Origin of the sequence: Rhodococcus spelaei (genome assembly GCF_006704125.1) — a bacterium.
GTDB lineage: Bacteria > Actinomycetota > Actinomycetes > Mycobacteriales > Mycobacteriaceae > Rhodococcus_G > Rhodococcus_G spelaei.
On record NZ_VIGH01000004.1, the window covers coordinates 43,819 to 65,958 of the forward strand.

The window sequence follows — 22,140 nt, forward strand, 5'->3', positions numbered from 1 at the left end:
AGGACCCGTGCCCAAGATTGCTGCAGCCACGGTCGCCGAGCACCGTGCCGCGCAGCGGCGGGCCCTCCTCGACGCCGCCCACGACCTGCTCTCGGAGAGTCCGGAGCGCACGCCGGGGCTCGCGGAGGTTGCGGCGAAGGCGGGTCTGGCGCGCTCCAGCGCGTATCACTACTTCAGTTCCCGGGAGGACCTGCTCAGCGCGGTCGTCGAGGACATGTTCCCGCGGTGGAACGGAAGGATCGTCGAGGCGATGGCCGGTTCGGAGGACCCGGTCTGGGCGTATGTCGACACCAACTTGCAGCTCGTGGCAGACGGGGAGCATGCCATCGTCGGCGCTCTTGCGAGCTTGTCCCCGCAGTCATTTCGGGACTCGAGGTTCACCGCACTGCACGAGGGTCTCGTGCTGCCGCTGGTCGAGTCCCTCCGGGCCGAGGGTGACCCGGACCCCGAAATGACCGCTCAGCTGATCAACGCGATCGTGCACAAGGGCACCGAACTGATTGAGTCGGGACGGGGTTTCGACGGCGTGCGGGCCGCCGTCCGCAAGGTTCTCGCCAGATAGCACGCGAAGGCTTCGACAGTGTCCCGGTCGTGCACTCTCAGTGGCGCCGGTCGGCGCGACCGACCCGCCACTCGGCCACGATCGCGTCCGCGTCGGCCTTGTGCACCGGCACGACCGGCGTACTCGGCGCCCGCAGGTAGTCGGCGATGCGGCGGTTCAGATCCGCGACAACGTCCCGGACCGATTGCTCGGTCGGCAAGTCCGCGATCGTGTCGGGCAGTCGCTGCACCTCGCGCCGCAGCTGTAGCGACGGCGGCAGCAGCGCTTCGGTCGTCAGGCCCTCGGCTCGCAGCTTGTTCTTGACCCACCACAGTTCGTCGTCGTCGGCGAGGTGCGGGATCGGCTTGCCCGCGCCGGGCAGGTTGTCGAACTCGCCGCGTTCCTGAGCGATGCGGATCTGCCGCTCGACCCACGACTCGAACGGCACGTCCCACGGCTTGCGCTCGGTCATACGACCATTGTCCGCGAGTTGCGGGCTACCGCGTTTCTGGGAAGGATCGGCCCCGGAATCCGGGGCCGATCCTTCCGAAGTGTCCGGCTACCGGGCCGTTCGGGTGCGGGCGTTCATGCCGAGGGCGACGGCGGCCGCGACGGCGGCCATCGCCGCGATCAGCCACCAGGCGTGCTGGAACGCGGCCACCTCGTCGCCGGCAGCCCGGCCCTGTGCGAGCACGGCGACGAGCAGGCTCACTCCGAGCACCGTGCCGATCTGTCGGGTCATGTTCACGATCGCGCTGCCGGTCGCGGACCGGTCGGCGGGCAGTTCGGCGGTCGCGGCGGACAGGATCGTCGGCAGGGCCAGCCCGACCCCCATTCCCGCGACCAGCCAACCGGGCAGCATCTGCGTCGCATAGCTCGGGTCCGGGCCGACGGAGGCGAGGATCGCGACGGTGCCGAGAGCCCACAGGGCGCACCCCGCGGCGGTGATGGTCCCGGGTGGCACTCGTCGGGACAATGCCTGCCCGACCGCGGCAAAGGCCGGCACCAGCAGCGGGCCCGGCGCGATCGCCAACCCGGTCAGCAGTGCGGAGTAGCCCCAAACCTGCTGCAGCCACAGGATGTTCGCCAGCAGCCCGGCCGCGAACGCCGCGCTGAACAGGAGCGCCGTGGCGTTCGACCAGGCGAAGGTGCGCACCCGCAGCAGGGCCGGTTCGACGAGCGGGTCCGGGTGCCGGGTGTTCCGTCGCCAGAACGCGGCGGCCGAGACGACGGCGACGGCGAGGGCCGCGAGGATCGGCGGGTCCGACCACCCCCACTCGGGACCCTGTACGAGGCCGAAGGCCAACGCCCCGATTCCGACCGTCAGGAGCGCGGCGCCGAACAGGTCGAGGCCGGCTCCGCCCCGCGCAGGCCGGACGTCGGGCACCAGCCGCAGTGCCGCGATGAGGAAGGCGAGTCCGATCGGGAGGTTGATCAGGAACACCCACCGCCAGGACGCCTCGACGAGAACTCCACCGATCACCGGGCCGAGGGCCGCGGCCGCTGCCCCGGTCGCGGCCCAGATGCGTACGGCGCCGGCGCGTTTGGCCTCGGGGACAGCGCTGATCACGAGTCCGAGGCTGGACGGGGTGAGAGCCGCTGCGCCTACCGCCTGCAGTAGCCGGAAGACGACGAGCAGCCACAGCGTGGGGCTGACGGCGCAGGCCGCGCTCGCGGCGATGAACAGCGCGAGCCCGGCCACGAACCCGCGCTTGCGTCCGACGCGGTCGGACCAGCGGCCGAGCGGGACGAGCAGCGCCGCGAACACGATGGCATAGCCGTTGAGCACCCAGCTGAGCTGGCCGAGCGTGTGCCCGGGGTAGCTGGTGGCGATGTCGGCGAAGGCGACGTTGACGACGAAGAGGTCGAGGCTCGCGAGGAAGGAGGCTCCGGACAGGACCGCGAGCAGGGGGCCGACACGGGTGTTCCCCGGCGCGAGCCCCGCGGGTATCTGACTATTGATTGCCATAGCCAGCAACGTAGACACTGACTCTGGTATTGGCAAGCCAGGGGTAGGCTGGCGGCATGAAGGCGGCAACACTGGACGGATTCCTGGCGGACCGAGAGGCCTGGCAGGCCACGCACTGCTCGATCGGCAGGGCGATGGAGGTGGTCGGCACCCGCTCGGCGATGCTGATCCTGCGCGAGGCCTATTACGGCACAACCAGATTCGACGACTTCGCGCGGAGGGTCGGGATCACCGAGGCAGTCGCCGCGTCCCGACTGCGCGAGCTGACGGCGGAGGGGCTGTTCGAGCGCACGCCGTACAAGGAACCCGGCCAGCGGACCCGCTACGAGTACGTACTCACGGAGAAGGGCTCCGATCTGCTGCCGGCCGTGCTGGCCCTGATGCTGTGGGGCGACAAGTACCTGCAGGGCGGTCGCGGGGGACCGCTCGGGCTCAGCGACGACACGACGGGCGATCCGGTCCGGGTCGAGGTGCGCAGCGAGTCCGGCCGCGAGGTGCCGCTGGCCGAGCTGCGGGTGAGCCCCAATGTCACCGAGGAGCAGGCCGCCCGCGCCCGCGATTCGCACCGGACCGCCGGACGGCAGTCCACTGGGAGGTCGTAGGTCCCGTCAGGGGTGCTCGGAGATCAGGACCCAGGACGAGGGTCAAGGGACGGTGATGGCGCGGTCGTCGGCGAAGTCGACCACCAGCTCGCGGCGCGCGATCTGCCAGCGGCCGTCGGTCTTGCGGTAGCGGTCCTGGTATCGAATCGCGACGGCGTTGTCCCGAAGGGCGCCGTCCTTCGCGCGGTAGATGTGGTGCGCGGTGCAGTACGTCTGCCCAACCGCGTCGATGTCGGTGGAGTCGAGGACCTGCTGGTGCACCGCGTGATGCGTGGAGTCCAGGTGCGCGGTCGCGGCCAGCACGGTGCTCGCGATCGCGTCGCCACCCACCGTGGTCGCACTGCCGCCACGCCGCACCAGTGCCGGCGGCTGCACGAACTCCGCATCGGCGGTGAACAGTCCCGCCACCGTCGCCGCGTCCCTCCTGTCGACCGCCGCGGCGTACCGCCCCACGAGATCCGACAAGGCCATCCGGTCCACAACATCCATAGTCCCGAGTATGCGGTCCCGCGCGAGCGCGCCGTCCGCTGGGCGGGAGCGGGTGTACCGAAACCCGGTCCGGTGCGCGAATGTTGGCGTACAAGTGAGTGAAGTACCTCGGGAGGGTCGTTGCCAGCACCGTCACACGCCGATCGGACGTCGTCGCCGCGGCTCGTGGTGGTCGCGCTGGCTTCCTGCGGCATCGCGGTCTCCCTGATGCAGACCATTGTGATGCCGCTGCTGCCCGAGTTCCCCCGGCTGCTGAACACGACGCCGACCAACGCCGCGTGGCTGGTCACCGCGAACCTCATCGCGGGGGCCGTCTGCGCCCCGGTGCTCGGTCGCCTCGGCGACATGTTCGGCAAACGACGAATGCTGCTGGTGGCACTGGCCGTGATGGTCGCGGGCAGCATGCTCGGTGCGGTGTCCGACGACTTCCTGGTGGTACTCGTCGCGCGGGCGCTGCAGGGAGCCGCGATGGGTGTGGTGCCGCTGGGCATCAGCATCATGCGCGACGAGTTGCCCGAGGAGAAGGTCGGCTCCGGCATCGCGCTGATGAGCTCGACGCTCGGCGCGGGCGGCGCCATCGGCCTGCCGCTGACCGGGGTGGTCGCCGAGAACCTCAGCTGGCACTGGCTGTTCGGCGGTGCCGCGGTGCTCGGCGTGGTCGAGCTGGTCGCGATCTGGCGGCTGGTGCCGGAGTCCCCGGTCCGGACCGGGGGTCGTTTCGACCTGATCGGAGCGGTCGGGCTCTCCGCGGCGCTGGTCTGCCTGCTGCTCGCCGTCACGCAAGGCAACGGCTGGGGATGGACGAGCCCGGCGATCCTCGGGCTGTTCGGCGGGTCGATGCTGGTGTTCCTCGGCTGGGGCGTCTACGAGCTACGGCTGCCGCGCCGCGCGGGCGGGAGCACCCGGCAACCGCTGGTCGACCTGCGTGTCTCGGCGCGCCCGCAGGTGCTGTTGACGAACATCGCGTCGGTGCTGATCGGTTTCGCCATGTTCACGTCCTTCATGGTCAGCGCGCAGATCTTCCAGGCGCCGACGGACAGTGGATACGGTTTCGGGATGAGTCTCACCCGCAGCGGCATGGCCCTGCTGCCCGGCGGGTTGATGATGATCGCCTTCTCCCCGGTGACAGCGGGACTGTCCCGCAGGCGTGGACCCCGCACCACCTTCCTCGTCGGCGCCGCGGTCCTGGCCACCGCCAATCTCGTCCGCACGGTGGCTCCGCATCAACTCGTGGTGGTCGTCGTCACGATCGCGGTCACCTCGATCGGCGCGGCCTTCGCGTACGGGGCGATCCCGGCGATGATCATGCGGGCAGTCCCGCTGTCGGAGACCGCTGCCGCGAACAGTCTCAACGCGCTGGCCCGGTCCGTCGGCACCTCCACGTGCAGCGCGGTCGTTGCCGCGGTCACCACCGCCTCGGTGGTGCAGGTCGCGGGCGTGACCCTCCCGACGGCGGGTGCCTACGCGGCGGTGTTCGCGATCGGCTCGCTGGCCGCGGTGTGCGCGTTCGTCGTTGCGGCCCTCATTCCGCGCGACGCCGGCATCGACGCCGGTCTACCGCTCAGTGAGACTGGTCAGGACCGAATCCGCATCGCTCCGTAGCGTCCGATCCTGCGCGAGGTGTACGTGGATACAGCGCGAGAAACGGGAGTGCATCGATGGAGTTGAGGGAGTCTGCAGCGCAGGTCGAACTGCGCAGGGAGCTGCGTGCGTACTTCGCGGCGCTGTTGCCGGAGGAGAAGCGCCGCAAGGCAGGCGAGGAGGGCGTGGGCGGCCAGTACTTCCGCGAGGTCGTCAAGCTGCTGGGCAAGGACGGCTGGCTGGGCATCGGGTGGCCGGTCGAGTACGGCGGGCAGGGCCGCTCGATCGAGGAGCAGTTCGTCTTCTTCGACGAGGTCCAGCGGGCCGGGCTGCCGTTCCCGTTCGTCACCGTGAACACCGTCGGCCCGACGCTGATGAAGTACGGCACCGAGGAGCAGAAGGAACGCTTCCTGCCGGGCATCCTCGCAGGCGACATCGTCTTCGCGATCGGCTACACCGAGCCGGAGGCCGGCACCGACCTGGCCTCGCTCAAGACTCGCGCCGTCCTCGACGGCGAGGAGTGGGTGGTCGACGGCAACAAGATCTTCACCTCCGGCGCCAACACCGCCGACTACGTGTGGCTCGCGTGCCGCACCGATCCCGAGGCCCCCAAGCACAAGGGCATCTCGATCCTGGTCGTTCCCACCGACGACGCCGGCTTCTCGTGGTCCCCGATCCCGACCGTCGGTGGCCTGACGGTGACTTCGACGTACTACAGCGCCATCCGTGTTCCGCAGGCCGACGTGATCGGTGAGGTCAACGGTGGCTGGCAGCTGATCGCCGCGCAGCTCAACCACGAGCGCATCGGCCTCGCCGCGATCGGTGGCCGCACCTACGGCCTGTGGCACCAGGTCCTCGCCTGGGCCAAGGAGAATGGCGCCATCGAGATCCCTTGGGTGCAGCAGGAATTCGCGCGCACCCACGCGAAGCTCGAGGCCATGCGCCTGTTGAACTGGAAAATGACGGCAGCCGTCGCGGCGGACACCCTGTCCGGCGCGGACGCCGGCGCCACCAAGGCGTACGGCACGGAGACGCACATCGACGTCTACCGCACCCTGCTCGGAATCCTCGGCGCTGCGGGACGAATCCGGCCCGAGTCGCCGGGTGCGCTGCTGGCCGGTCAGATCGAGCAGATCTCCCGCCAGGGCATGGTCAACACGTTCGGTGGCGGCGTCAACGAGGTCCTGCGCGACATGGTCGGCACGATGGGCCTGGGCCTGGTGCGGGAGAAGAGGGTCAAGTGAGCGACTTCCTCACCACACTCAAGGAATTCGAGGGACAGGTCCTCACCCCGACGACGTGGGGCCCCGACGCGGTCAACACTCCGATGATCCGGCACTGGGTCGAGACGATGGGCGACACCAGCCCCGTCTACCTCGACGACGAGGCCGCCCGCGCCACCGGACGTGACGGGGCCGTCGCGCCCGCGCTGATGGCACAGGTGTGGACCATGCGCACGTTCAACGACAAGATGGCGAACAACGATCCGTCGCAGGTGTGGACCGACCTGATCGCCACGCTCGACGCCGAGGGCTTCACGTCCGTCGTCGCGACCGACTCGGACTTCGAGTTCTTCGTGGAACTTCGCCCCGGCGACCGGGTTTCGCTCACCGAGGTGATCGAGTCGATCTCCGAGGAGAAGAAGACGGGTCTCGGTGTCGGGCACTTCGTCACGACACTGAAGACGTACCGCCGCGGCGGTGCCGCAAATGCGCACAGTGGCGACGACGAGGTTGTCGCCACCCAGCGGTGGCGCACCCTCCGCTTCAAGCCGAAGGCCGCGGAAGAGCCCAAGGGCCTGCGCCCGCGTCCGGCGCTCAACGCCGACAACGCCTTCTGGTTCGAGGCCGCCAAGGAGCACCGACTGGTGATCCAGCGCTGCACCGCCTGCGGCACGTTGCGCCACCCCACGGGACCGATGTGCGGGGCGTGCCAGTCGCTCGACTGGGACACCGTCGACGCCTCGGGCCGCGGCACCGTCTACAGCTTCGTCGTCAACCACCACCCGCGGATCCCCGGATTCGAGTACCCGCTCGTCGTTGCGACGATCGAACTCGAAGAGGGCACCCGACTGATCGCGAACATGACCGGTGTGACGCCGGACGACGTCGAGATCGACATGCCGGTGGTACTGGACTGGATCGACGCCGACCCGGATCTGACGCTGCCCGCGTTCCGGCCGGCCGCACGGGAGGACTCGTAATGGATTTCAAGTACAGCGAAGAGCAAGAAGCAATTCGCAACCTCGCCGGCGAGGTCTTCACCAGCAAGGCCGACATCGACCGGGTCAAGCAGGTCGAGCTGAGCGACGAGCGCATCGACCGCGACCTCTGGCGCGAACTGGCGAACACCGGCCTGCTCGGCATCGCCCTGCCCGAGAACCTCGGCGGCGGCGGACTCGGCCTCGCCGAGCTGTACGTGCTGCTCGAGCAGCAGGGCCGGCATGTCGCGCCCGTGCCAATCTGGCAGTCGGCCCTCGCGGCCCTCGCAGTTGCCGAGTTCGGCACCGACGAGCAGGCCGCAGCGCTGGTCCCCGGTGTCGCCGAGGGCACCAGCTTCCTGACGGTCGGACTCGAGGAGTTCGGCCCGTACGTCGACGGTGACCCGGAGACCACGGCCACCGAGGTCGCCGGCCAGTGGACGCTGACCGGCGCGAAGGCCGTCGTCCCGATCACCCACGTCGCGGACCGCGCGATCGTCTCGGCGACCACGCCGACCGGTGCCGCACTGTTCGTCGTCGACCTGGCCGCCGCGGGCGTCTCGGTCGAGCAGACGCAGTCCACGAACTGGGAGATCTGCGGCAACGTCACGTTCGAGTCCGCTCCGGCCGAGCTGCTCGGCCCCGCCGACGGCACCGCCGCGCAGTGGCTGGTCGACCGCGTCGAGCTCGCACTCGCCGCGATCCAGTTGGGTGTCGGCTCCGCGGCGGTGGAGCAGACGGTCACCTACCTCAACGGCAGGCACCAGTTCGGGCGCCCGCTCGCGACGTTCCAGGCCGTCAACCACCAGCTGGCGGACTGCTACATCGACCTCCAGGCGATGAGCGTGACGCTGTCGCAGGCCGCGCAGAACCTCGCCGACGGCATCGATCCGGGCACCTCCGTGCTGGTCGCGAAGTGGTGGGCCACCGACGGCGGCCAGCGCATCGTGCACCGCACCACCCACCTGCACGGCGGCATGGGCGTCGACACCGACTACCCGGTCCACCGGCACCTGTTGTGGGGCAAGCAGATCGGTGCCACCCTCGGCGGCTCCGCGTCCGATCTCGCACGCCTCGGCGCGCAGATCGCGGCCGGTGTCGAGGTGGTCGGATGAGCCTGACTCCCATCTCGGCCCGTCCATCCGCTCCTCGCTGCGTTCCTCGCTGCGCTGCGGTACTCGCTGCGATGCTCCGGAAGGACCTCGTCTCATGATCACCGCACCCGCCCTGACCGGGCGCAGCTACGACGACATCACGGTCGGCGAGGTGCTGCCCGAGCTGGCGATCCCGCTGACCCGCACGCTGATCGTGGCCACCGCGATCGCGACCCGCGACTTCCAGGACGTGCACCACGACCCCGAGCTGGCGCGCGAGCGCGGCTCGAAGGACGTGTTCATGAACATCCTCACCAGCAACGGTCTGGCGGGGCGCTTCGTGACGGACTGGGCGGGCCCGCACGCCGTACTGCGCCGGGTGAAGATCCGTCTCGGTGCCCCGAACTACCCCGGCGACACCATGACGATGACCGGCGAGGTCGTCTCCAAGGCGGACGGACTGGTCGAGGTGAAGGTGCAGGGCGCGAACAGCATGGGCAACCACCTCTCCGGCACAGTCACCGTTGCATTCGCAGAAGGGACCAGATGATGGCGATCAGCCCCCTGTCCGGCGCCGCCGCGATCGTCGGTATCGGCGCCACCGAGTTCTCCAAGAATTCCGGCCGCAGTGAACTGCAGTTGGCCTGCGAGGCTGTTGTCGCCGCGCTCGCCGACGCCGGCATCGACCCGTCCGAGGTGGACGGCCTGTCCACCTTCACCGCCGAAACCAACGGCGAGATTCACGTGGCCCGCAACTGCGGCCTCGGCGAGCTGAAGTTCTTCTCCCGCATCGGGTACGGCGGCGGTGCCGCCTGCGGGCCGGTGCAGCAGGCCGCGATGGCGGTCGCAACCGGTGTCGCCGACGTCGTCGTCTGCTACCGCGCGTTCAACGAACGGTCGGGTGTGCGGTACGGACTCGGCCAGCACGATCGGCCGATGGACAGCACCGCGGACCGCGCCGCCTACGCGTGGATGACCCCGCAGGGTTTGTCGACTCCCGCTCAGTGGGTCGCCATGTTCGCCCGCCGGTACATGCATCAGTACGGTGCGACGAGTGAGGATTTCGGTCGGGTCGCGGTGGTCGCGCGTAAGCACGCCGCCAACAACCCGCACGCGTGGTTCTACGAGCGTCCGATCACGCTCGAGGACCACCAGAACTCGCGCTGGATCGCCGAGCCGCTGCACTTGCTGGACTGCTGCCAGGAGACCGACGGTGGGCAGGCTCTCGTCATCGTCTCCGCGGAGCGGGCAAAGACGTTGGCCAACAAGCCCGTCGTCATCAAGGCCGCCGCGCAGGGCAGTGGCAAGGATCAGCACATGATGACCAGCTACTACCGTCCCGACATCACCGGCATCCCGGAGATGGGACTGGTCGGCCGCCAGCTGTACGGACAGAGCGGGCTGACCCCCGACGACATCCAGGCCGCGGTCCTCTACGACCACTTCACCCCGCTGGTGCTGCCGCAGCTCGAGGAACTCGGCTTCTGCAAGCCCGGCGAGGCCAAGGACTTCATCCGCGAGGGCAACCTGGAGATCGGTGGCCGACTGCCCACCAACACCCACGGTGGCCAGGTCGGCGAGGCCTACCTGCACGGCGTCAACGGCGTCGCCGAGGCCGTCCGCGTGATCCGCGGAACCTCGACGAACCAGCCGGGCGACGTGGAGAACATACTGGTGACCGCGGGCACCGCCGTGCCGACCAGCGGACTGATTCTGGGAGCAGCGTGATGACGACGACTTTGAATGCAGGCCAGTGGCGGGGCGTCGACCTCGGCACTCGCACGGTCAGCTACACCGAACGCGACGCGATCATCTACGCGCTCGCGGTCGGCGCCCAGGCCACCGAGCTGGACCTCGTCTTCGAGGAGCGGCTGCGGGTGCTGCCGACGTTCGCGCTGACCCTGGCCCAGTGGGCGCCGGACGAGCTGGGGCTGCGAGGTGCCTTCGACATGAAGACGGCGCTGCACGGCTCGCAGGAGCTCAAGGTGCTTGCACCGATGCCCCGCAACGGTGAGATCACGCTGAAGGCCAGCGTCGGCGAGGTCTGGGACAAGGGCGCTGCCGCGGTGTTCGAGGTGGTCGTCGAGAGCGAGTACTTCGTGGCGACCTGGTCGCTGTTCGCGCCCGGCTACGGCGGATTCGGCGGGGAGCGGGGACCGTCCAAGCCCGCCGCCCCGGTCGGGGAGCCGACGGTCACGACCGAGTTGGTCACCAGCGCCAATCAGACCGCGCTGTACCGCCTGCTCGGCGACAAGCACCACATCCACATCGACCCCGAGGCGGCCGCGCACATCGGTCAGCCGCGCCCGATCATGCACGGCCTGTGCACGCTCGCGGCGAGCACGCTGCCGATCGCGCGGGAACTGGGCGTGCATCCCGCGGATCTGGTCGAGCTGTCGGGTCGCTTTGCGGCGCCGGTGTTTCCGGGCCAGAGCCTGCCTATCCGTGGCTGGCAGACCGACCGCGCCGTCGATTTCGAGCTGGGCGACGCGATCTCCGGCGCCCGCGTGAAGTTCGCGGGCTGAGCGGGTGGCCATCGCGAATCCCGCCGACTTCACCGGCAAGTCGGTCCTGATCACCGGCGGTACCAAGGGAATCGGCCGCGTCACCGCGGAGACGTTCCTCGCCGCGGGCGCGCGGGTGACCGTCTGCGCGCGCAGTGAGCCGGAGACGTTGCCGGAGACCGACGGTCGACGGGCCGAGTTCCTGCCCGTCGACGTCCGTGACGCAGACGCGGTCAAGGAGATGGTCGAGGCCGCCCGCGCCGCGATGGGTGGGCTCGACGTGCTGATCAACAACGCGGGCGGATCGCCGGACGCCGACGCGGCGACCGTGTCCACCCGGTTCGTCGACAAGATCGTCGCCCTGAACCTGTTGGCCCCCTTCTACGTCGCGCAGGCCGCCAACGCGATCATGCAGCAGCAGGAGACCGGTGGCGCGATCGTCAACATCGGGTCGGTGTCCGCGCACGACCCGCAGCCCGGTACCGCCGCCTACTCGGCGGCCAAGGCCGGCCTGCTGATGCTCACCAAGGCGCTCGCGCTGGAGTGGGCGCCGAAGGTCCGCGTCAACCACATCACCACCGGACTGATCCGCACCGAGGCCGCGGCGTCGGTGTACGGCGAGGACGGCGGCGCCGCCGTCACCGCCACGCTGCCGATCGGCCGGATGGCGGTGCCGTCCGACATCGCCGGCGCCTGCCTGTTCCTGGCCGGTCCGCTGGCGTCGTACGTCAACGGTGCCGACATCGCCGTCCACGGCGGTGGCGAGTACCCGGCTCGCTACATCGCCACTCACCCCGAAATCGGCTGACTCACTTCATGATCGGAGCATGACCATGGGAATCCTCGACGGAAAGGTCGCGCTGGTCACCGGCGCAGGCCAGGGCATCGGCCGCGGCATCTCGCTGGCCCTCGCCAAGGAGGGCGCCGCGATCGCGGTCGCCGGCCGTACGGAGTCCAAGCTGCACAAGACCGTCGCCGAGATCGAGGAGTTCGGTGGCCGCGCGATCCCGGTCCGCTGTGACGTTTCGGTCGGCGAGGACATCACCGCGTCGGTCGAGCAGACCGTCAGCGAGCTGGGCGGCATCGACATCATGGTGAACAACGCCAACGACTCGAAGCCCGGCAAGCTGCTCGACGTCGTGGACGCCGACTTCGAGCGGGCATTCGCCTCCGGCCCGCTCGCAACGCTGCGATTCATGCGCGCCTGCCACCCGCACATGGTCGCCCGCGGCGGCGGCTCGATCGTCAACCTGGTGACGTCCGCTGCGGTGCGCTGGGATGCGAGCAACTACGGCGTCTACGGCTCCATCAAGGAGGGCACCCGCGTGCTCACCCGCGCCGCCGCCGCCGAGTGGGGCCGCGAGGGCATCCGCGTGAACAACGTTGCGCCGCACGCCGTGACGCCCGCCCTGGAGTGGTGGATGGAAAAGAACCCGGAGGAGGCCGCCGAGTTTGTCGCCGGTATCCCGTTGGGCCGGGTCGGCGACCCGGAGGCCGACATCGGTCGCGCCGTGGTGTTCCTGTGCTCCGAGGACTCCCGCTACCTCACCGGCTCGACCATGCCGCTCGACGGCGGCCAGTCCCGCTGGGGATAGGCGCTTCGCGCCCGTGAGTCCTTCTGGCCCCGTGGTGGACCAGAAGGACTCACAGGCGGCGAAGCCGCCTCTCAGCGTTCTTACAGCTTGAATGAGTAGATTCCGTCAAATGCAGGCCCGACATCTCGCCCTTCCCCGTAACTGGCCCCTGGGCCTCGCAGCTCTCATCGTCGCGGCGGGAATCCTCGGCGTGTTCGGTCCGTGGGACATGAGCGAGAACCCGATCATCCGGGCGTCCACCTCGCTGTACACCAGCATCGATTCGGCCACCGCCTCCTGGCCCAGCGCTGCGGGCACCCTCAGCGACCTCGTCGCCGAAGCCGGACTGTTCGCCCTCGCCGGGATGCTGGCGCTGGTGTTGTGGTGGGGACGAGGCGACGCCCGCACCCTCGCGGTCGGCATCGCGGCAGGCGCCGGTGCGGTCGGGTCGGCGATTGCGACCCTCGCGGTCAAGTCCGTAGTCACCGAGGAACGCCCCTGCACCGCCATCCCCGGGGTGCACGCGCTGTCGGAATGTCCACCGCTCGGCGATTGGTCGTTCCCCAGCAACCACTCCGGCATCGCCGCCGCCCTCGCGACCGCCGTGGTACTCGCCGGTTACGCGGCTGGACGGGTATGGCTGTCCGTGCTCGCGGTCCTGACCGCACTGGTAGTCGGTCTGTCCCGCGTGGTCAGCGGCGTGCACTACCCGCACGACGTCGCCGCCGGACTGGTCTTCGGGTCCTGCATCACGTTGGCGTGTGCGGTGGCCCTGACACCGGTGACGGCGATGCTCGTGCGGCGGTTCGTGCCCCTGCACGGCGAGCCCGGACCGGCCCACGGCCGCGAGCCGGTCTCGTCCTAGCGGCCGTCCGTCAGCGCCCGCTCGACCCGGTCGGCTGCGGGCGACGGGTTCTCGTGTTCCCACACCCGGACCACCAGCCAGCCCGCATCGGCGAGTCGTGCGTCGGTGTCCCGGTCGCGCGCGACGTTCGCGGCCAGTTTGTCGGCCCACCACTGCGCGTTGTTCCTCGGCTGCGTCGCGTGTTCCGGGCAGCGGTGCCAGAAGCAGCCGTCCACGAAGACGGCGACCCGGGCGGTCGGGAACACCAGGTCGGCGCGCCGACGCATCCCCGACAGCGGCGCCCGGTCCACCCAGTAGCGGCGGCCACGCCGATGCAGCTCGCGGCGCAGAGCCAGCTCGGGTGCGGTGTCGCGGCGGCGCTGGATCCGCATCCGCTCGCGGGTGGACGCTGAGTCGGGGACCGGCGCGGGCATAACCGTCATTGTCGTCCGCCATTCGAAGATCAGCCGTTGCCCGCCGCCACACGGTGATGGGAACCAACAGCCAGTTGGACCGAATGATGGTTCCCATCACCCTGAGGAGGAGGGCGCCGCATGGGCGGTGGGCGGGTGTGGGGTCAGCGGGAGACGAGCGGGAGCCGGCGGCGGGTCTTCGCCGCGGCCAGCATCTCGGCGACGTCGGTGATCTTGACGCGGGGCCTGCCGGTGGCCGCGCCGCGAGCCCGCTCGACCGCGTCGATGGCCTGCCAGCCGCGGTAGTCGATGCGGCCCGGCTGCCGCTGTCCGACCAGCTTGGTGAGCTCCTTGCGACTGCCCACCGGGCGGACCAGGCGGCCGGCCTGGAAGTCCTCGAACAGTCGGGCGACGGTGTCCTTGGCGCAGGACTTGTTGGTGCCGATCACGCCGGAGGGCCCGCGCTTGATCCAGCCGGTGGCGTACACCCCGTCGACAACCGCGCCGTCGGGATGGGCGAGTACCCGTCCGTGGTCGTTGGGAATGGTGCCGCGCCGCTCGTCGAACGGGACACCCGGCACCGGGACGCCGCGGTAGCCGATGGAGCGCAGTACCAGCGAGGTCGGCACGTTCTCGGTGTCGCCGGTCGGTCGTGCACCGAGGACGCCGTTCTCGCCCGCCACGAGATCGTTGCGGACCACGGTGACGGCCTCGACGTGGTCGGTCCCGAGCACCGCGGTCGGTGACGCCAGGTACCGGAACACGATCCGCTTGTGAGTGGGATCCGCTGTCCGCTCGGAGAATTCACGTGCCAGCTGCACCTTGAAGGCCGTCGACGGTTCCAGCTCACCCCTCGCCAGCTGACTGTCGGTGGCTTCGTCGAGTGCGAGTTCCGCGGGGTCGACGACGACGTCGACTCCGGCCAGGTCGCCGAGCGCGAGGAATTCCGGGGTGCTGTACGCCGCCTGGGCGGGACCGCGACGGCCGAGCAGGACCACTTCGCGAATATTGCTGTGGCGCAGTGCCTCCAGTGCGTGATCTGCGATGTCGGTCTTCGCCAGCTCGTCGACGTCCATGGTGAGGACCCGCGCCACGTCGAGTGCGACGTTGCCGTTGCCGACGATGACGGCGCGCTCCCCGGACAGGTCGAACTGCGTGTGTGCGTGGTCGGGGTGCCCGTTGTACCAGGCGACGAACTCGGTCGCCGCGTGGCTGCCGGGCAGGTCCTCGCCGGGGATGCCCAGCCGGCGGTCGCTGGATGCGCCGACCGCGTAGATCACCGCATGATGGTTCGCCATCAAGTCCTCGTGGGACAGGTGCTCGCCGATCTCCACGCCCAGGTGGAACTGGAAGACGTCCTTCGCCGCGGTCCAGTCGAACGCTTCCGCAATCACCTTGGTGCCCGGGTGATCCGGCGCGACCCCCGCCCGGATCAGGCCCCACGGCGTCGGCAGCTTCTCGAACATCTCCACCTCGACGTCCGAGTGGATGAGCAGTTCTTCCGCCGCGTAACAGGCGGCCGGGCCTGCGCCCACGATGGCCACCCGCAGCGTCCCGAGGTCCGTCCGCTTGGCCTCGGTCGGCTTCAGGGGCTTCCAACCCTCCTGCAGCGGGTACTTGTCGTAGTAGCCCGCGTTGATGTCGGCATACCGGGCGTCGGATTCGCTGAGCTGGTCGTCCGGGAAGATCGCGGCGACCGGGCAGGCATCCACGCAGGCGCCACAGTCGATGCAGGTATCGGGTTCGATGTACAGCATCTCGGTGGTCGCGAACTGTGCTTCTTCCGGCGTCGGGTGAATGCAGTTCACCGGACACGTTGCGACGCAAGAGGCGTCGTTGCAGCACGCCTGGGTGATCACGTAAGCCATGGGAAGAATGTCCTCGATGCGGAAGCTGGGATATGCGGGACGGCGTTGGCCGTCAGAGCAGGTTGACCTTCTTGTAGAGGATCTTGCTGGGGCCGCCGACCAGGCCGGACTCGGTGAGGAAATGCATCAGCTTGGCGCCTGACTTGCGGACCGTGTCCTTGTAGTGCTGGTTGTTCTTGGCCTCGGCGATCGCGCGCTCGGTGTCGAGTCCGGCGTTCGCGTAGACGTCCTTGCGAATCATCGACTTCATGACGAAATAGACGACGGCGGCGGTGCTGACACGCTCGACGGCCAGCCGGGCGCGGCTCGCATCCTGCAGGCGCCGGCCGACCTCCTCGCGCGCGAAGCGGATGTGCCGGGCCTCCTCGAGCACGTGGATCTTGCTGACCGTGCGGGTGATCGGCTGGACGCGCTCGTCCTTCATGAAGTCGCGCTGCATCATGTCGAGGATCTCCTCGGCGGCCATCACGCTGGCGTAGGCGTTCGCGCCCCGGAAGAAGTTGCCCCAGATCCGGCCGAGCTTGTGGATGACCGGGTGCGGACCGTAGCTCGGCATGCCGAAGCGTTCACCGGCACGGGCGAACATCACCGAGTGGCGGCACTCGTCGGCGACCTCGGTGAGGGCGAACTGGACGTGGCGGGAGTGCTTGTCGCGCCCGTAGACATCGCGCAGCAGCATCTGCATGAGCAGGATCTCGAACCACAGGCCGACGCTGGAGACGCTGGCGGCCTCGTGCTTGGTGAGCTCGACCTTCTGTTCCAGAGTCATCTCGTCCCACAGCTTCGTCCCGTAGAGGGTGCTCCACTCGGGGGTCAGCCCGAACTTGTCCGCGGGCACCGGCGCCTCCCAGTCGACCTCGATCATCGGGTCGTAGGACTTGCGGGCCGAGGACGCCAGCAGTCGGCGGGCGGTCTCTTCGCGATCGGAGACCGCGGGACGCTGCGCGGGGAGAGCGGTAGTCATGTCGACCCTTCGTTCGTCTGACGAGGCGTTCACCTGACGAGGCGTTCACCTGACGGGGCATTCACCTGACGAGGCATTGATGTGACAAGCCGTTTATGTAACAACAGGTAACAGGTAATGGGACTGTACCTCCGTCCGCTCCCTGTGACAACTGTCACCGCACGCCCCTTTTATCCGAGAAAAGTTAGGCGTCCCGAACTTCTTGATATGGTGAATCAAATAGTGGTCCGAGCTGCGGAGGTCGAGGCGTGGAAAGTGTTCGCACGGTCGACCTCGCGAGCCCGCCGGTCCGCCGGGGGGCCGGGCTCGGGCGGCTCATCGCGCTCCTGGGTCCGGCGTTCGTCGCGGCCATCGCCTACGTGGATCCCGGCAACGTCGCGTCCAACCTGACCGCGGGCGCCAAATACGGCTACCTGCTGGTGTGGGTGCTGGTGATGGCCAATGCGATGGCGGTGCTCGTGCAGTACCTGTCCGCGAAGCTCGGCCTGGTCACCGGGCGGTCGCTGCCGGAGTTGCTCGGCGAACAGCTCGGTCGACGCCGACGCAAGGCCTTCTGGTTGCAGGCCGAACTGGCCGCGGTCGCGACCGACCTCGCGGAGGTGATCGGCGGCGCGATCGCGTTGAACCTGCTGTTCGGGGTGCCGCTCCCGCTCGGGGGCCTGATCACCGGCGCGGTGTCGATGGCCATCCTGTCCACGCAGGCCAGGGGCCAGCGGACGTTCGAGTTCGTGGTCATGGGCCTGCTCGCGATCATCACCCTCGGTTTCGTCAGCGGGCTCGCGTTCACGGATGTCTCGACGAGCGAGGCGATGGCGGGACTGGTGCCGCGCTTCGACGGGGCCGAGACGGTTCTGCTCGCGGCCAGCATGCTCGGGGCCACTGTGATGCCGCACGCGATCTACGTGCACTCGGCGCTGGCGCGGGACCGGCACGGTCGCGGGATCCGGCCCGCCCTCCTACCGCGACTTCTCAAGGCCACCAAGCTCGACGTCGGCGCTGCGCTGCTGGTCGCGGGCACGGTGAACATCGCGATGCTCCTGCTCGCCGCCTCGGCGCTGCGTGGCGTCGACGGGACGGACACCATCGAGGGGGCGCACGCCGCGATCTCCTCGGCGCTCGGCCCGGCGGTCGGGGTGGTGTTCGCGATCGGTCTGCTCGCCTCGGGGCTCGCGTCGACGTCGGTCGGCTGTGCGGCGGGCGCGGAGATCATGCACGGTCTGCTGCACATGCGGATCCCGATGCTGCTGCGCCGAACCGTGGTGCTGATTCCGGCCCTGATCGTGCTGTCCATCGGGGCCGACCCGACGATGTCCTTGGTCGTCAGCCAGGTGGTGTTGAGCTTCTGCATTCCGTTCGCCCTGGTACCGCTGGTGCGGATGACCGCCGACCGCGAACTGATGGGCGAGCACGTCAACCGTCGTGGCACTACGCTCGCGGCCTGGACGGCGACCGCCGTCATCGTGGCGCTCAACGCCGCGTTGCTGGTGCTCACCGTCACCCAGTAGCGAGGGATCAACCGGTCGATCCGATCGAGTGGACGCGCCCGTTCACTCGGTGTCCGAGGCGACGAGGGTGGCCTCCTCGGCGGGGGCCACAGTTGCCGGGGTGCGCCGGCCGGGCGCCCATGCGCCGACGATCACCGCGGCCCCGAACATCACTCCGGCCAGCACGTACGACGCGTGCGACATTCCGCCCATGAACGCGCCGCGGGCGAACTCGGCGAGCTGCTCGCCCTGCGGGCCGCCTCCTATCCGGGCCACCTCGAGCGCCGCGGCCAGCGAACTGCCCACGTACTCCTTTGCGATCTCCGGCGCCGCGGCGACCGCGGGCGCGATGTTGTGGCTGTAGCTGGCCGCGAGCAGGCTGCCTGCGAGCGCGGTCCCCACAGCCGCGCCGACCTCGCGGGTCGTGTCGTTGACCGCGGATGCAACGCCCTGCTTGCCGTCCGGGGTGTTCTCGACGATGCCGGTGGTCGCCGGCGCGGTGCACAGCCCGAGCCCGAAGCTGAAGATCAGCAGCGCGACGACGGCGGGTCCGTATCCGCCGTCGGCCTCGAGCCTGCCGATCAGTATCAGGCCGAGTCCGGCGAGGGCGAGTCCGGAGGCGGTCAGCCCCCGCATGCCGAGTCGCGGGATCAGCCAGGGCGTGACCACGGAGACGACGATCATCGGCACGGACATCGGTGCCAACGCCAGCGCGGACTGCAGGGCGGTGTAGTCGAGCACCAGCTGCATGTACTGGATGATCAGGAAGAACAGGCCGAAGGTCGCGACGAACTGCAGGGTCAGGGAGGCTGCGCCCGCGCCGAACCCGCGGACCGCGAACAGTCGCACGTCCAGCAGCGGGTGTTCGCAGCGTAGTTCGACGGCGGCGAATGCGACCCCGGCCACGATGCCGACGGCCAGCGCGGCGGCCACCCATGGATCGGTCCAGCCGCGGATCGGGCCCTCGAGCAGGCCAAGCACGAACAGCCCGATCGACGCGCTGGACAGCAGCGCCCCGGGGATGTCGAAGGCCGGTGAATCCTGGTCCCGGGACGACGGCAGGGTCCAGGCCAGGGCAAACAACGCAAGCGCCGCGGCGACGAAGCCGACGAAGATCGACTGCCACGGCCAGTGTTCGAGCAGCAATCCGGACACCAGTAGTCCGGCGATTCCGCCGGACGCGGCGACGCCGGCCCAGATGGCGACGGCCCGCGACCGCTGCGCGGGCGGGAAGCTCACGGTCAGTAGCGACAGCGTCGCGGGCATCACCAGGGCGGCGCCGACGCCGGCGGCGGCCCGCGCGCCGATCAGCCACGTCGGCGAGTCGAGGAAGATCGGTACGGCGGAGGCGGCGGCAAACATCAGCAGCCCGATGGTCAGCACACCGCGGCGGCCGTACCGGTCGCCGAGCGCACCGGCGGGCAGCAGCAGGGCGGCCAGGGTGAGGGTGTAGCCGTCCACGATCCAGGTCAGCTGACTTTGGGTGGCTCCGGTGTCGAGGGCGATGTCCGGCAACGCGGAGTAGAGCGCCGCGGCCGCGGCCATGACCATTGCCACCGCCGAACATGCCACGGTCAGCGTCCATAATTCTCGGACGGACATCTTGGTGTTGCCGGGGTGGGGCTGACTGCTCATGTATGCCTCCGGTGCCAACGAGACTGTCAGTATCGTTTGGAGACCGATAGTTTCACAACCCCGACCGGAGGTGCCATGGGCGAGCAACCGACCGACTCCGCATCCCGAGAGGACCCGCGCAAGGCCCGGTCCCGGGCGCGACTACTCGACGCCGCGACCGCGCTCCTGGTCAAGGGCGGTACCGAGGCCGTGACCATCGACGCCGTGACGCGGGCGGCGAAGGTCGCGCGCGCGACCCTCTACCGTCATTTCGACAGCGGCACCGAGTTGGTCGCCGCTGCGTTCTGCCGGTTGATCCCGCCCGCCTCGGCCGTTCCGGAGGGCCTCGACCTGCGGGACCAGCTGGTTTCGCTGCTCACTCGTCAGGCCCGCCTGATCGAGGAGGCCCCGATGCAGCTGACCGCGATGTGCTGGCTCGGCCTGGGGCCGGGCCTCGGTGCGGTCGACGACACGCCCGGCCATCCCGAGCTGCGCTCGCTCCGTCGACACATCGCCGAGCAGTACAAGGCGCCGTTCGACCGGGTGTTCGCGAGCGCGGCCGGTCGGGAACTGCTCGCCGGGGTCGACTACGAACTGGCCATGTCCCAGCTGCTCGGACCGATCGTGTTCACCAAGCTGGCGACGCTGCCGCCGCTCGGACCGGAGGCGTGCGCACGGATCGTCGACGACTTCTTGCACGCCCGGGCCGCCGCGAGTTGACGCGCGGCCGGGCGATCAATCGACCCGTTCGTATGCGCGAGACGGTCCGGGGCGCGGATACTGGTTCCAGCGCGTCAACTCAGCGCACGCCACAAGATCGCAATCGCAGGTCCGCTCGCAGTGGGTGTCCGATCCGCGCCGCGCACGGCGGCCGCCTGCGAGGGCGAACCCTCCGGGAGGGACGAACCATGGCCAAGAGGATTGCAGTGCTGATCGCAATGGCGGCGGCCGTTCTCGGATATCTCGGTGTCGGCCCTGCAGCCGCGGCGGCCCCGGCGGTGCTCGGCGGTGGCTCCGGGATCATCCTCGCCAACGAGGCCCTCTGTACGCTGACCACCATCGGCCACGACAACGCGGGCCGACTGGTCGGTATCACCGCCGGCCACTGCGGAGAACCCGGCGCCGAGATCGTCCCCGAGCATCGCGAGGACGCCGGAGTGGTCGGACACCTCGTGGCCAAGAGCACCGACCTCGACTACGCGGTGATCCAGTTCGATCCGGCGAAGGTCGCTCCGGTCAACCGCATCGGCAAGGTCACCATCACCAATGTCGGTGCGCCCGCGAACTTCCCGGACATCGTGTGCAAGGAGGGTCTGCGCACCGGCAACACCTGCGGCGTCGCCTGGGGTGACCTGCTGCAGTCGCACGAGACCTGGACGCAGATGTGCGTCATCGAGGGTGACTCGGGAAGTCCCGTGGTACGCGGTACTACTCTGGTCGGCATGGTGAACGCCTACGTGGGTTTCGCGTGCCTCGGCCCGGAACTCGGTACCAACCTCGACAGCATCATGAACGACATCAACGCGCACGGCGGCGTCGGTGCGGGCTACAGGCCGATCTAGCCGCAGATGCCACCTCGTAAACGCAGCGGTGACCATCTCACCGAGCAGGACCTGATCGACCTCTCCACCGCACTCGACGCGGGCAAACGTGCGACCGTTTACCTGATCGACGCCACCCCGAGCCTCGGCATTCCCGCCGGCTGCTCGGCCAAGGTGGTGTCGATCGACGGCAGCACCGTGCTGATCCGGCCGAAGGGCGTCAACGACGAACTGCCCTACGAGGCAGACGAATTGCGCCTGACCCGGCAGCCCGCGAAGGCAGCCCCGGCAAGAGCGGCGGCGAAGTCTGCGGCCACGTCGCCCGCGACGCAGCGGCCCAGCACCGTCAAGGATGTCGAGGCGCGAGCGGCGGCGTCGAGGGCGTCCGCGGCGCCGAAGGCTGCCACACCGAAACCCGGGGCACCGGCACCTGCGGCACCGAAGTCGGTGTCAACGGCCAAGGCGCCCACCGCAACCACTCTCATCGCGCAACCGAAGGCTCCCGTGACCGCACCCAGCACCGAACCCGCCGCGACCACACCGGCCCCCGCCAAGCGGGCCCGCCGCGCGAAGGACCCGGCCAGCGTGAGCGTGACCCTGCACGCCGAGGCCGGCAACGAGTGGACGGTCACCGTGACACACGGCGAGCGACGTCCCGGCAAGGCGGCGCCGGTCACGGCCGACGCCGTCGAACGCGCCGTCGCCGAACTCGGCGACACCACCGCGCAGCAGGCGGTCGCGGCGGTGCTCTCGGCGGCTCGCGAGGCCGCGGCGCAGCGGGTCGACGAGCTCAGCCGCCAACTCGCCGAGGCGAAGAGCGCGCTCGAGTCGCTCGGCGCGGACGGCGCCTGATCGACC

General features: G+C 69.5%; 22 protein-coding genes and 1 pseudogene. 16 read left to right on the forward strand and 7 right to left on the reverse strand.

Annotated features, from left to right (window positions below):
- Window positions 1-7 precede the first annotated feature (7 nt).
- Complete coding sequence (locus tag FK531_RS09595) at window positions 8-562, forward strand: TetR/AcrR family transcriptional regulator (RefSeq protein ID WP_142098386.1); 555 nt, start codon at window positions 8-10, stop codon at window positions 560-562.
- 43 nt (window positions 563-605) lie between these two features.
- Here the strand turns inward: FK531_RS09595 and FK531_RS09600 are convergent.
- A pseudogene (locus tag FK531_RS09600) lies at window positions 606-1,013 on the reverse strand (DnaJ family domain-containing protein); the annotation flags it as partial.
- An 87-nt stretch (window positions 1,014-1,100) separates the two neighbouring features.
- The gene (locus FK531_RS09605) at window positions 1,101-2,510 is read right to left on the reverse strand and encodes an MFS transporter (RefSeq protein WP_142098392.1); all 1,410 of its coding nucleotides are present in this window, start codon (window positions 2,508-2,510) and stop codon (window positions 1,101-1,103) included.
- A gap of 56 nt (window positions 2,511-2,566) precedes the next feature.
- Between FK531_RS09605 and FK531_RS09610 the strand changes: the two genes are divergently transcribed.
- On the forward strand, window positions 2,567-3,112 hold the full coding sequence (locus FK531_RS09610) for a winged helix-turn-helix transcriptional regulator (RefSeq protein ID WP_142098395.1): 546 nt from the start codon (window positions 2,567-2,569) through the stop codon (window positions 3,110-3,112).
- Window positions 3,113-3,154: 42 nt separating this feature from the next.
- On the opposite strand, the gene FK531_RS09615 is transcribed toward FK531_RS09610, so the two are convergent.
- Window positions 3,155-3,601 (reverse strand): nuclear transport factor 2 family protein, encoded by a 447-nt coding sequence (locus tag FK531_RS09615; RefSeq protein ID WP_142098398.1) that lies wholly within the window; start codon window positions 3,599-3,601, stop codon window positions 3,155-3,157.
- 120 nt (window positions 3,602-3,721) lie between these two features.
- Between FK531_RS09615 and FK531_RS09620 the strand changes: the two genes are divergently transcribed.
- The 10 genes from FK531_RS09620 (at window position 3,722) to FK531_RS09665 (ending at window position 13,419) form a co-directional block, all read left to right on the forward strand.
- Window positions 3,722-5,203, forward strand: a complete 1,482-nt coding sequence (locus FK531_RS09620) for an MFS transporter (RefSeq protein WP_181762889.1) — start codon at window positions 3,722-3,724, stop codon at window positions 5,201-5,203.
- 56 nt (window positions 5,204-5,259) lie between these two features.
- Window positions 5,260-6,426 carry an acyl-CoA dehydrogenase family protein gene (locus FK531_RS09625; protein ID WP_142098401.1) on the forward strand — a complete coding sequence of 389 codons (1,167 nt, stop codon included), beginning with the start codon at window positions 5,260-5,262 and terminating at the stop codon, window positions 6,424-6,426.
- Window positions 6,423-7,385, forward strand: a complete 963-nt coding sequence (locus tag FK531_RS09630) for a bifunctional MaoC family dehydratase N-terminal/OB-fold nucleic acid binding domain-containing protein (protein WP_142098404.1) — start codon at window positions 6,423-6,425, stop codon at window positions 7,383-7,385. The genes FK531_RS09625 and FK531_RS09630 overlap by 4 nt, the downstream gene beginning before the upstream one ends.
- The gene (locus FK531_RS09635) at window positions 7,385-8,497 is read left to right on the forward strand and encodes an acyl-CoA dehydrogenase family protein (protein ID WP_142098407.1); all 1,113 of its coding nucleotides are present in this window, start codon (window positions 7,385-7,387) and stop codon (window positions 8,495-8,497) included. The genes FK531_RS09630 and FK531_RS09635 overlap by 1 nt, the downstream gene beginning before the upstream one ends.
- A 94-nt stretch (window positions 8,498-8,591) precedes the next feature.
- Window positions 8,592-9,026: a MaoC family dehydratase gene (locus FK531_RS09640; RefSeq protein ID WP_142098409.1), complete on the forward strand. Its 435-nt coding sequence runs from the start codon at window positions 8,592-8,594 to the stop codon at window positions 9,024-9,026.
- A complete protein-coding gene (locus tag FK531_RS09645; protein ID WP_142098411.1) occupies window positions 9,026-10,204 on the forward strand; it encodes a lipid-transfer protein in 1,179 nt (392 codons plus the stop codon). Before FK531_RS09640 ends, FK531_RS09645 begins: the two co-directional genes overlap by 1 nt.
- On the forward strand, window positions 10,204-11,001 hold the full coding sequence (locus tag FK531_RS09650) for a MaoC/PaaZ C-terminal domain-containing protein (RefSeq protein ID WP_142098414.1): 798 nt from the start codon (window positions 10,204-10,206) through the stop codon (window positions 10,999-11,001). Before FK531_RS09645 ends, FK531_RS09650 begins: the two co-directional genes overlap by 1 nt.
- A gap of 4 nt (window positions 11,002-11,005) precedes the next feature.
- A complete protein-coding gene (locus tag FK531_RS09655) occupies window positions 11,006-11,788 on the forward strand; it encodes an SDR family oxidoreductase (RefSeq protein ID WP_142098416.1) in 783 nt (260 codons plus the stop codon).
- 25 nt (window positions 11,789-11,813) lie between these two features.
- Window positions 11,814-12,575 (forward strand): SDR family NAD(P)-dependent oxidoreductase, encoded by a 762-nt coding sequence (locus tag FK531_RS09660; protein ID WP_142099517.1) that lies wholly within the window; start codon window positions 11,814-11,816, stop codon window positions 12,573-12,575.
- A 109-nt stretch (window positions 12,576-12,684) separates the two neighbouring features.
- The gene (locus FK531_RS09665) at window positions 12,685-13,419 is read left to right on the forward strand and encodes a phosphatase PAP2 family protein (protein WP_181762890.1); all 735 of its coding nucleotides are present in this window, start codon (window positions 12,685-12,687) and stop codon (window positions 13,417-13,419) included.
- On the opposite strand, the gene FK531_RS09670 is transcribed toward FK531_RS09665, so the two are convergent.
- From FK531_RS09670 to FK531_RS09680, 3 genes are all read right to left on the reverse strand, one after another.
- Window positions 13,416-13,832: a very short patch repair endonuclease gene (locus FK531_RS09670; RefSeq protein WP_142098421.1), complete on the reverse strand. Its 417-nt coding sequence runs from the start codon at window positions 13,830-13,832 to the stop codon at window positions 13,416-13,418. The genes FK531_RS09665 and FK531_RS09670 overlap by 4 nt on opposite strands.
- 143 nt (window positions 13,833-13,975) lie before the next feature.
- Complete coding sequence (locus FK531_RS09675) at window positions 13,976-15,679, reverse strand: FAD-dependent oxidoreductase (protein ID WP_142098424.1); 1,704 nt, start codon at window positions 15,677-15,679, stop codon at window positions 13,976-13,978.
- Window positions 15,680-15,731: 52 nt separating this feature from the next.
- On the reverse strand, window positions 15,732-16,643 hold the full coding sequence (locus FK531_RS09680) for an AurF N-oxygenase family protein (RefSeq protein WP_142098427.1): 912 nt from the start codon (window positions 16,641-16,643) through the stop codon (window positions 15,732-15,734).
- A gap of 248 nt (window positions 16,644-16,891) precedes the next feature.
- On the opposite strand from FK531_RS09680, the gene FK531_RS09685 reads away from it, so the two are divergent.
- Window positions 16,892-18,148, forward strand: coding sequence for an Nramp family divalent metal transporter (locus FK531_RS09685; protein WP_142098430.1), 1,257 nt, complete (start codon window positions 16,892-16,894; stop codon window positions 18,146-18,148).
- Between the two features lie 42 nt (window positions 18,149-18,190).
- On the opposite strand, the gene FK531_RS09690 is transcribed toward FK531_RS09685, so the two are convergent.
- On the reverse strand, window positions 18,191-19,762 hold the full coding sequence (locus FK531_RS09690; RefSeq protein ID WP_142098433.1) for an MFS transporter: 1,572 nt from the start codon (window positions 19,760-19,762) through the stop codon (window positions 18,191-18,193).
- A 75-nt stretch (window positions 19,763-19,837) separates the two neighbouring features.
- Between FK531_RS09690 and FK531_RS09695 the strand changes: the two genes are divergently transcribed.
- From FK531_RS09695 to FK531_RS09705, 3 genes are all read left to right on the forward strand, one after another.
- Window positions 19,838-20,461: a TetR/AcrR family transcriptional regulator gene (locus FK531_RS09695; RefSeq protein WP_142098436.1), complete on the forward strand. Its 624-nt coding sequence runs from the start codon at window positions 19,838-19,840 to the stop codon at window positions 20,459-20,461.
- A 188-nt stretch (window positions 20,462-20,649) separates the two neighbouring features.
- Window positions 20,650-21,303 (forward strand): chymotrypsin family serine protease, encoded by a 654-nt coding sequence (locus FK531_RS09700; RefSeq protein WP_142098439.1) that lies wholly within the window; start codon window positions 20,650-20,652, stop codon window positions 21,301-21,303.
- A 6-nt stretch (window positions 21,304-21,309) separates the two neighbouring features.
- Window positions 21,310-22,134: a translation initiation factor gene (locus FK531_RS09705; protein ID WP_142098442.1), complete on the forward strand. Its 825-nt coding sequence runs from the start codon at window positions 21,310-21,312 to the stop codon at window positions 22,132-22,134.
- Window positions 22,135-22,140: the final 6 nt, after the last annotated feature.

What these genes read in the sequence shown, in the direction of transcription:
- FK531_RS09705 (WP_142098442.1), top strand. Translation starts at nt 21,310, where the DNA reads ATGCCACCTCGTAAACGCAGCGGTGACCATCTCACCGAGCAGGACCTG.
- FK531_RS09700 (WP_142098439.1), top strand. Translation starts at nt 20,650, where the DNA reads ATGGCCAAGAGGATTGCAGTGCTGATCGCAATGGCGGCGGCCGTTCTC.
- FK531_RS09610 (WP_142098395.1), top strand. Translation starts at nt 2,567, where the DNA reads ATGAAGGCGGCAACACTGGACGGATTCCTGGCGGACCGAGAGGCCTGG.
- FK531_RS09635 (WP_142098407.1), top strand. Translation starts at nt 7,385, where the DNA reads ATGGATTTCAAGTACAGCGAAGAGCAAGAAGCAATTCGCAACCTCGCC.
- FK531_RS09605 (WP_142098392.1), bottom strand. Translation starts at nt 2,510, where the DNA reads ATGGCAATCAATAGTCAGATACCCGCGGGGCTCGCGCCGGGGAACACC.
- FK531_RS09695 (WP_142098436.1), top strand. Translation starts at nt 19,838, where the DNA reads ATGGGCGAGCAACCGACCGACTCCGCATCCCGAGAGGACCCGCGCAAG.
- FK531_RS09650 (WP_142098414.1), top strand. Translation starts at nt 10,204, where the DNA reads ATGACGACGACTTTGAATGCAGGCCAGTGGCGGGGCGTCGACCTCGGC.
- FK531_RS09670 (WP_142098421.1), bottom strand. Translation starts at nt 13,832, where the DNA reads ATGCCCGCGCCGGTCCCCGACTCAGCGTCCACCCGCGAGCGGATGCGG.
- FK531_RS09680 (WP_142098427.1), bottom strand. Translation starts at nt 16,643, where the DNA reads ATGACTACCGCTCTCCCCGCGCAGCGTCCCGCGGTCTCCGATCGCGAA.
- FK531_RS09625 (WP_142098401.1), top strand. Translation starts at nt 5,260, where the DNA reads ATGGAGTTGAGGGAGTCTGCAGCGCAGGTCGAACTGCGCAGGGAGCTG.
- FK531_RS09660 (WP_142099517.1), top strand. Translation starts at nt 11,814, where the DNA reads ATGGGAATCCTCGACGGAAAGGTCGCGCTGGTCACCGGCGCAGGCCAG.
- FK531_RS09645 (WP_142098411.1), top strand. Translation starts at nt 9,026, where the DNA reads ATGGCGATCAGCCCCCTGTCCGGCGCCGCCGCGATCGTCGGTATCGGC.
- FK531_RS09675 (WP_142098424.1), bottom strand. Translation starts at nt 15,679, where the DNA reads ATGGCTTACGTGATCACCCAGGCGTGCTGCAACGACGCCTCTTGCGTC.
- FK531_RS09640 (WP_142098409.1), top strand. Translation starts at nt 8,592, where the DNA reads ATGATCACCGCACCCGCCCTGACCGGGCGCAGCTACGACGACATCACG.
- FK531_RS09665 (WP_181762890.1), top strand. Translation starts at nt 12,685, where the DNA reads ATGCAGGCCCGACATCTCGCCCTTCCCCGTAACTGGCCCCTGGGCCTC.
- FK531_RS09615 (WP_142098398.1), bottom strand. Translation starts at nt 3,601, where the DNA reads ATGGATGTTGTGGACCGGATGGCCTTGTCGGATCTCGTGGGGCGGTAC.
- FK531_RS09690 (WP_142098433.1), bottom strand. Translation starts at nt 19,762, where the DNA reads ATGAGCAGTCAGCCCCACCCCGGCAACACCAAGATGTCCGTCCGAGAA.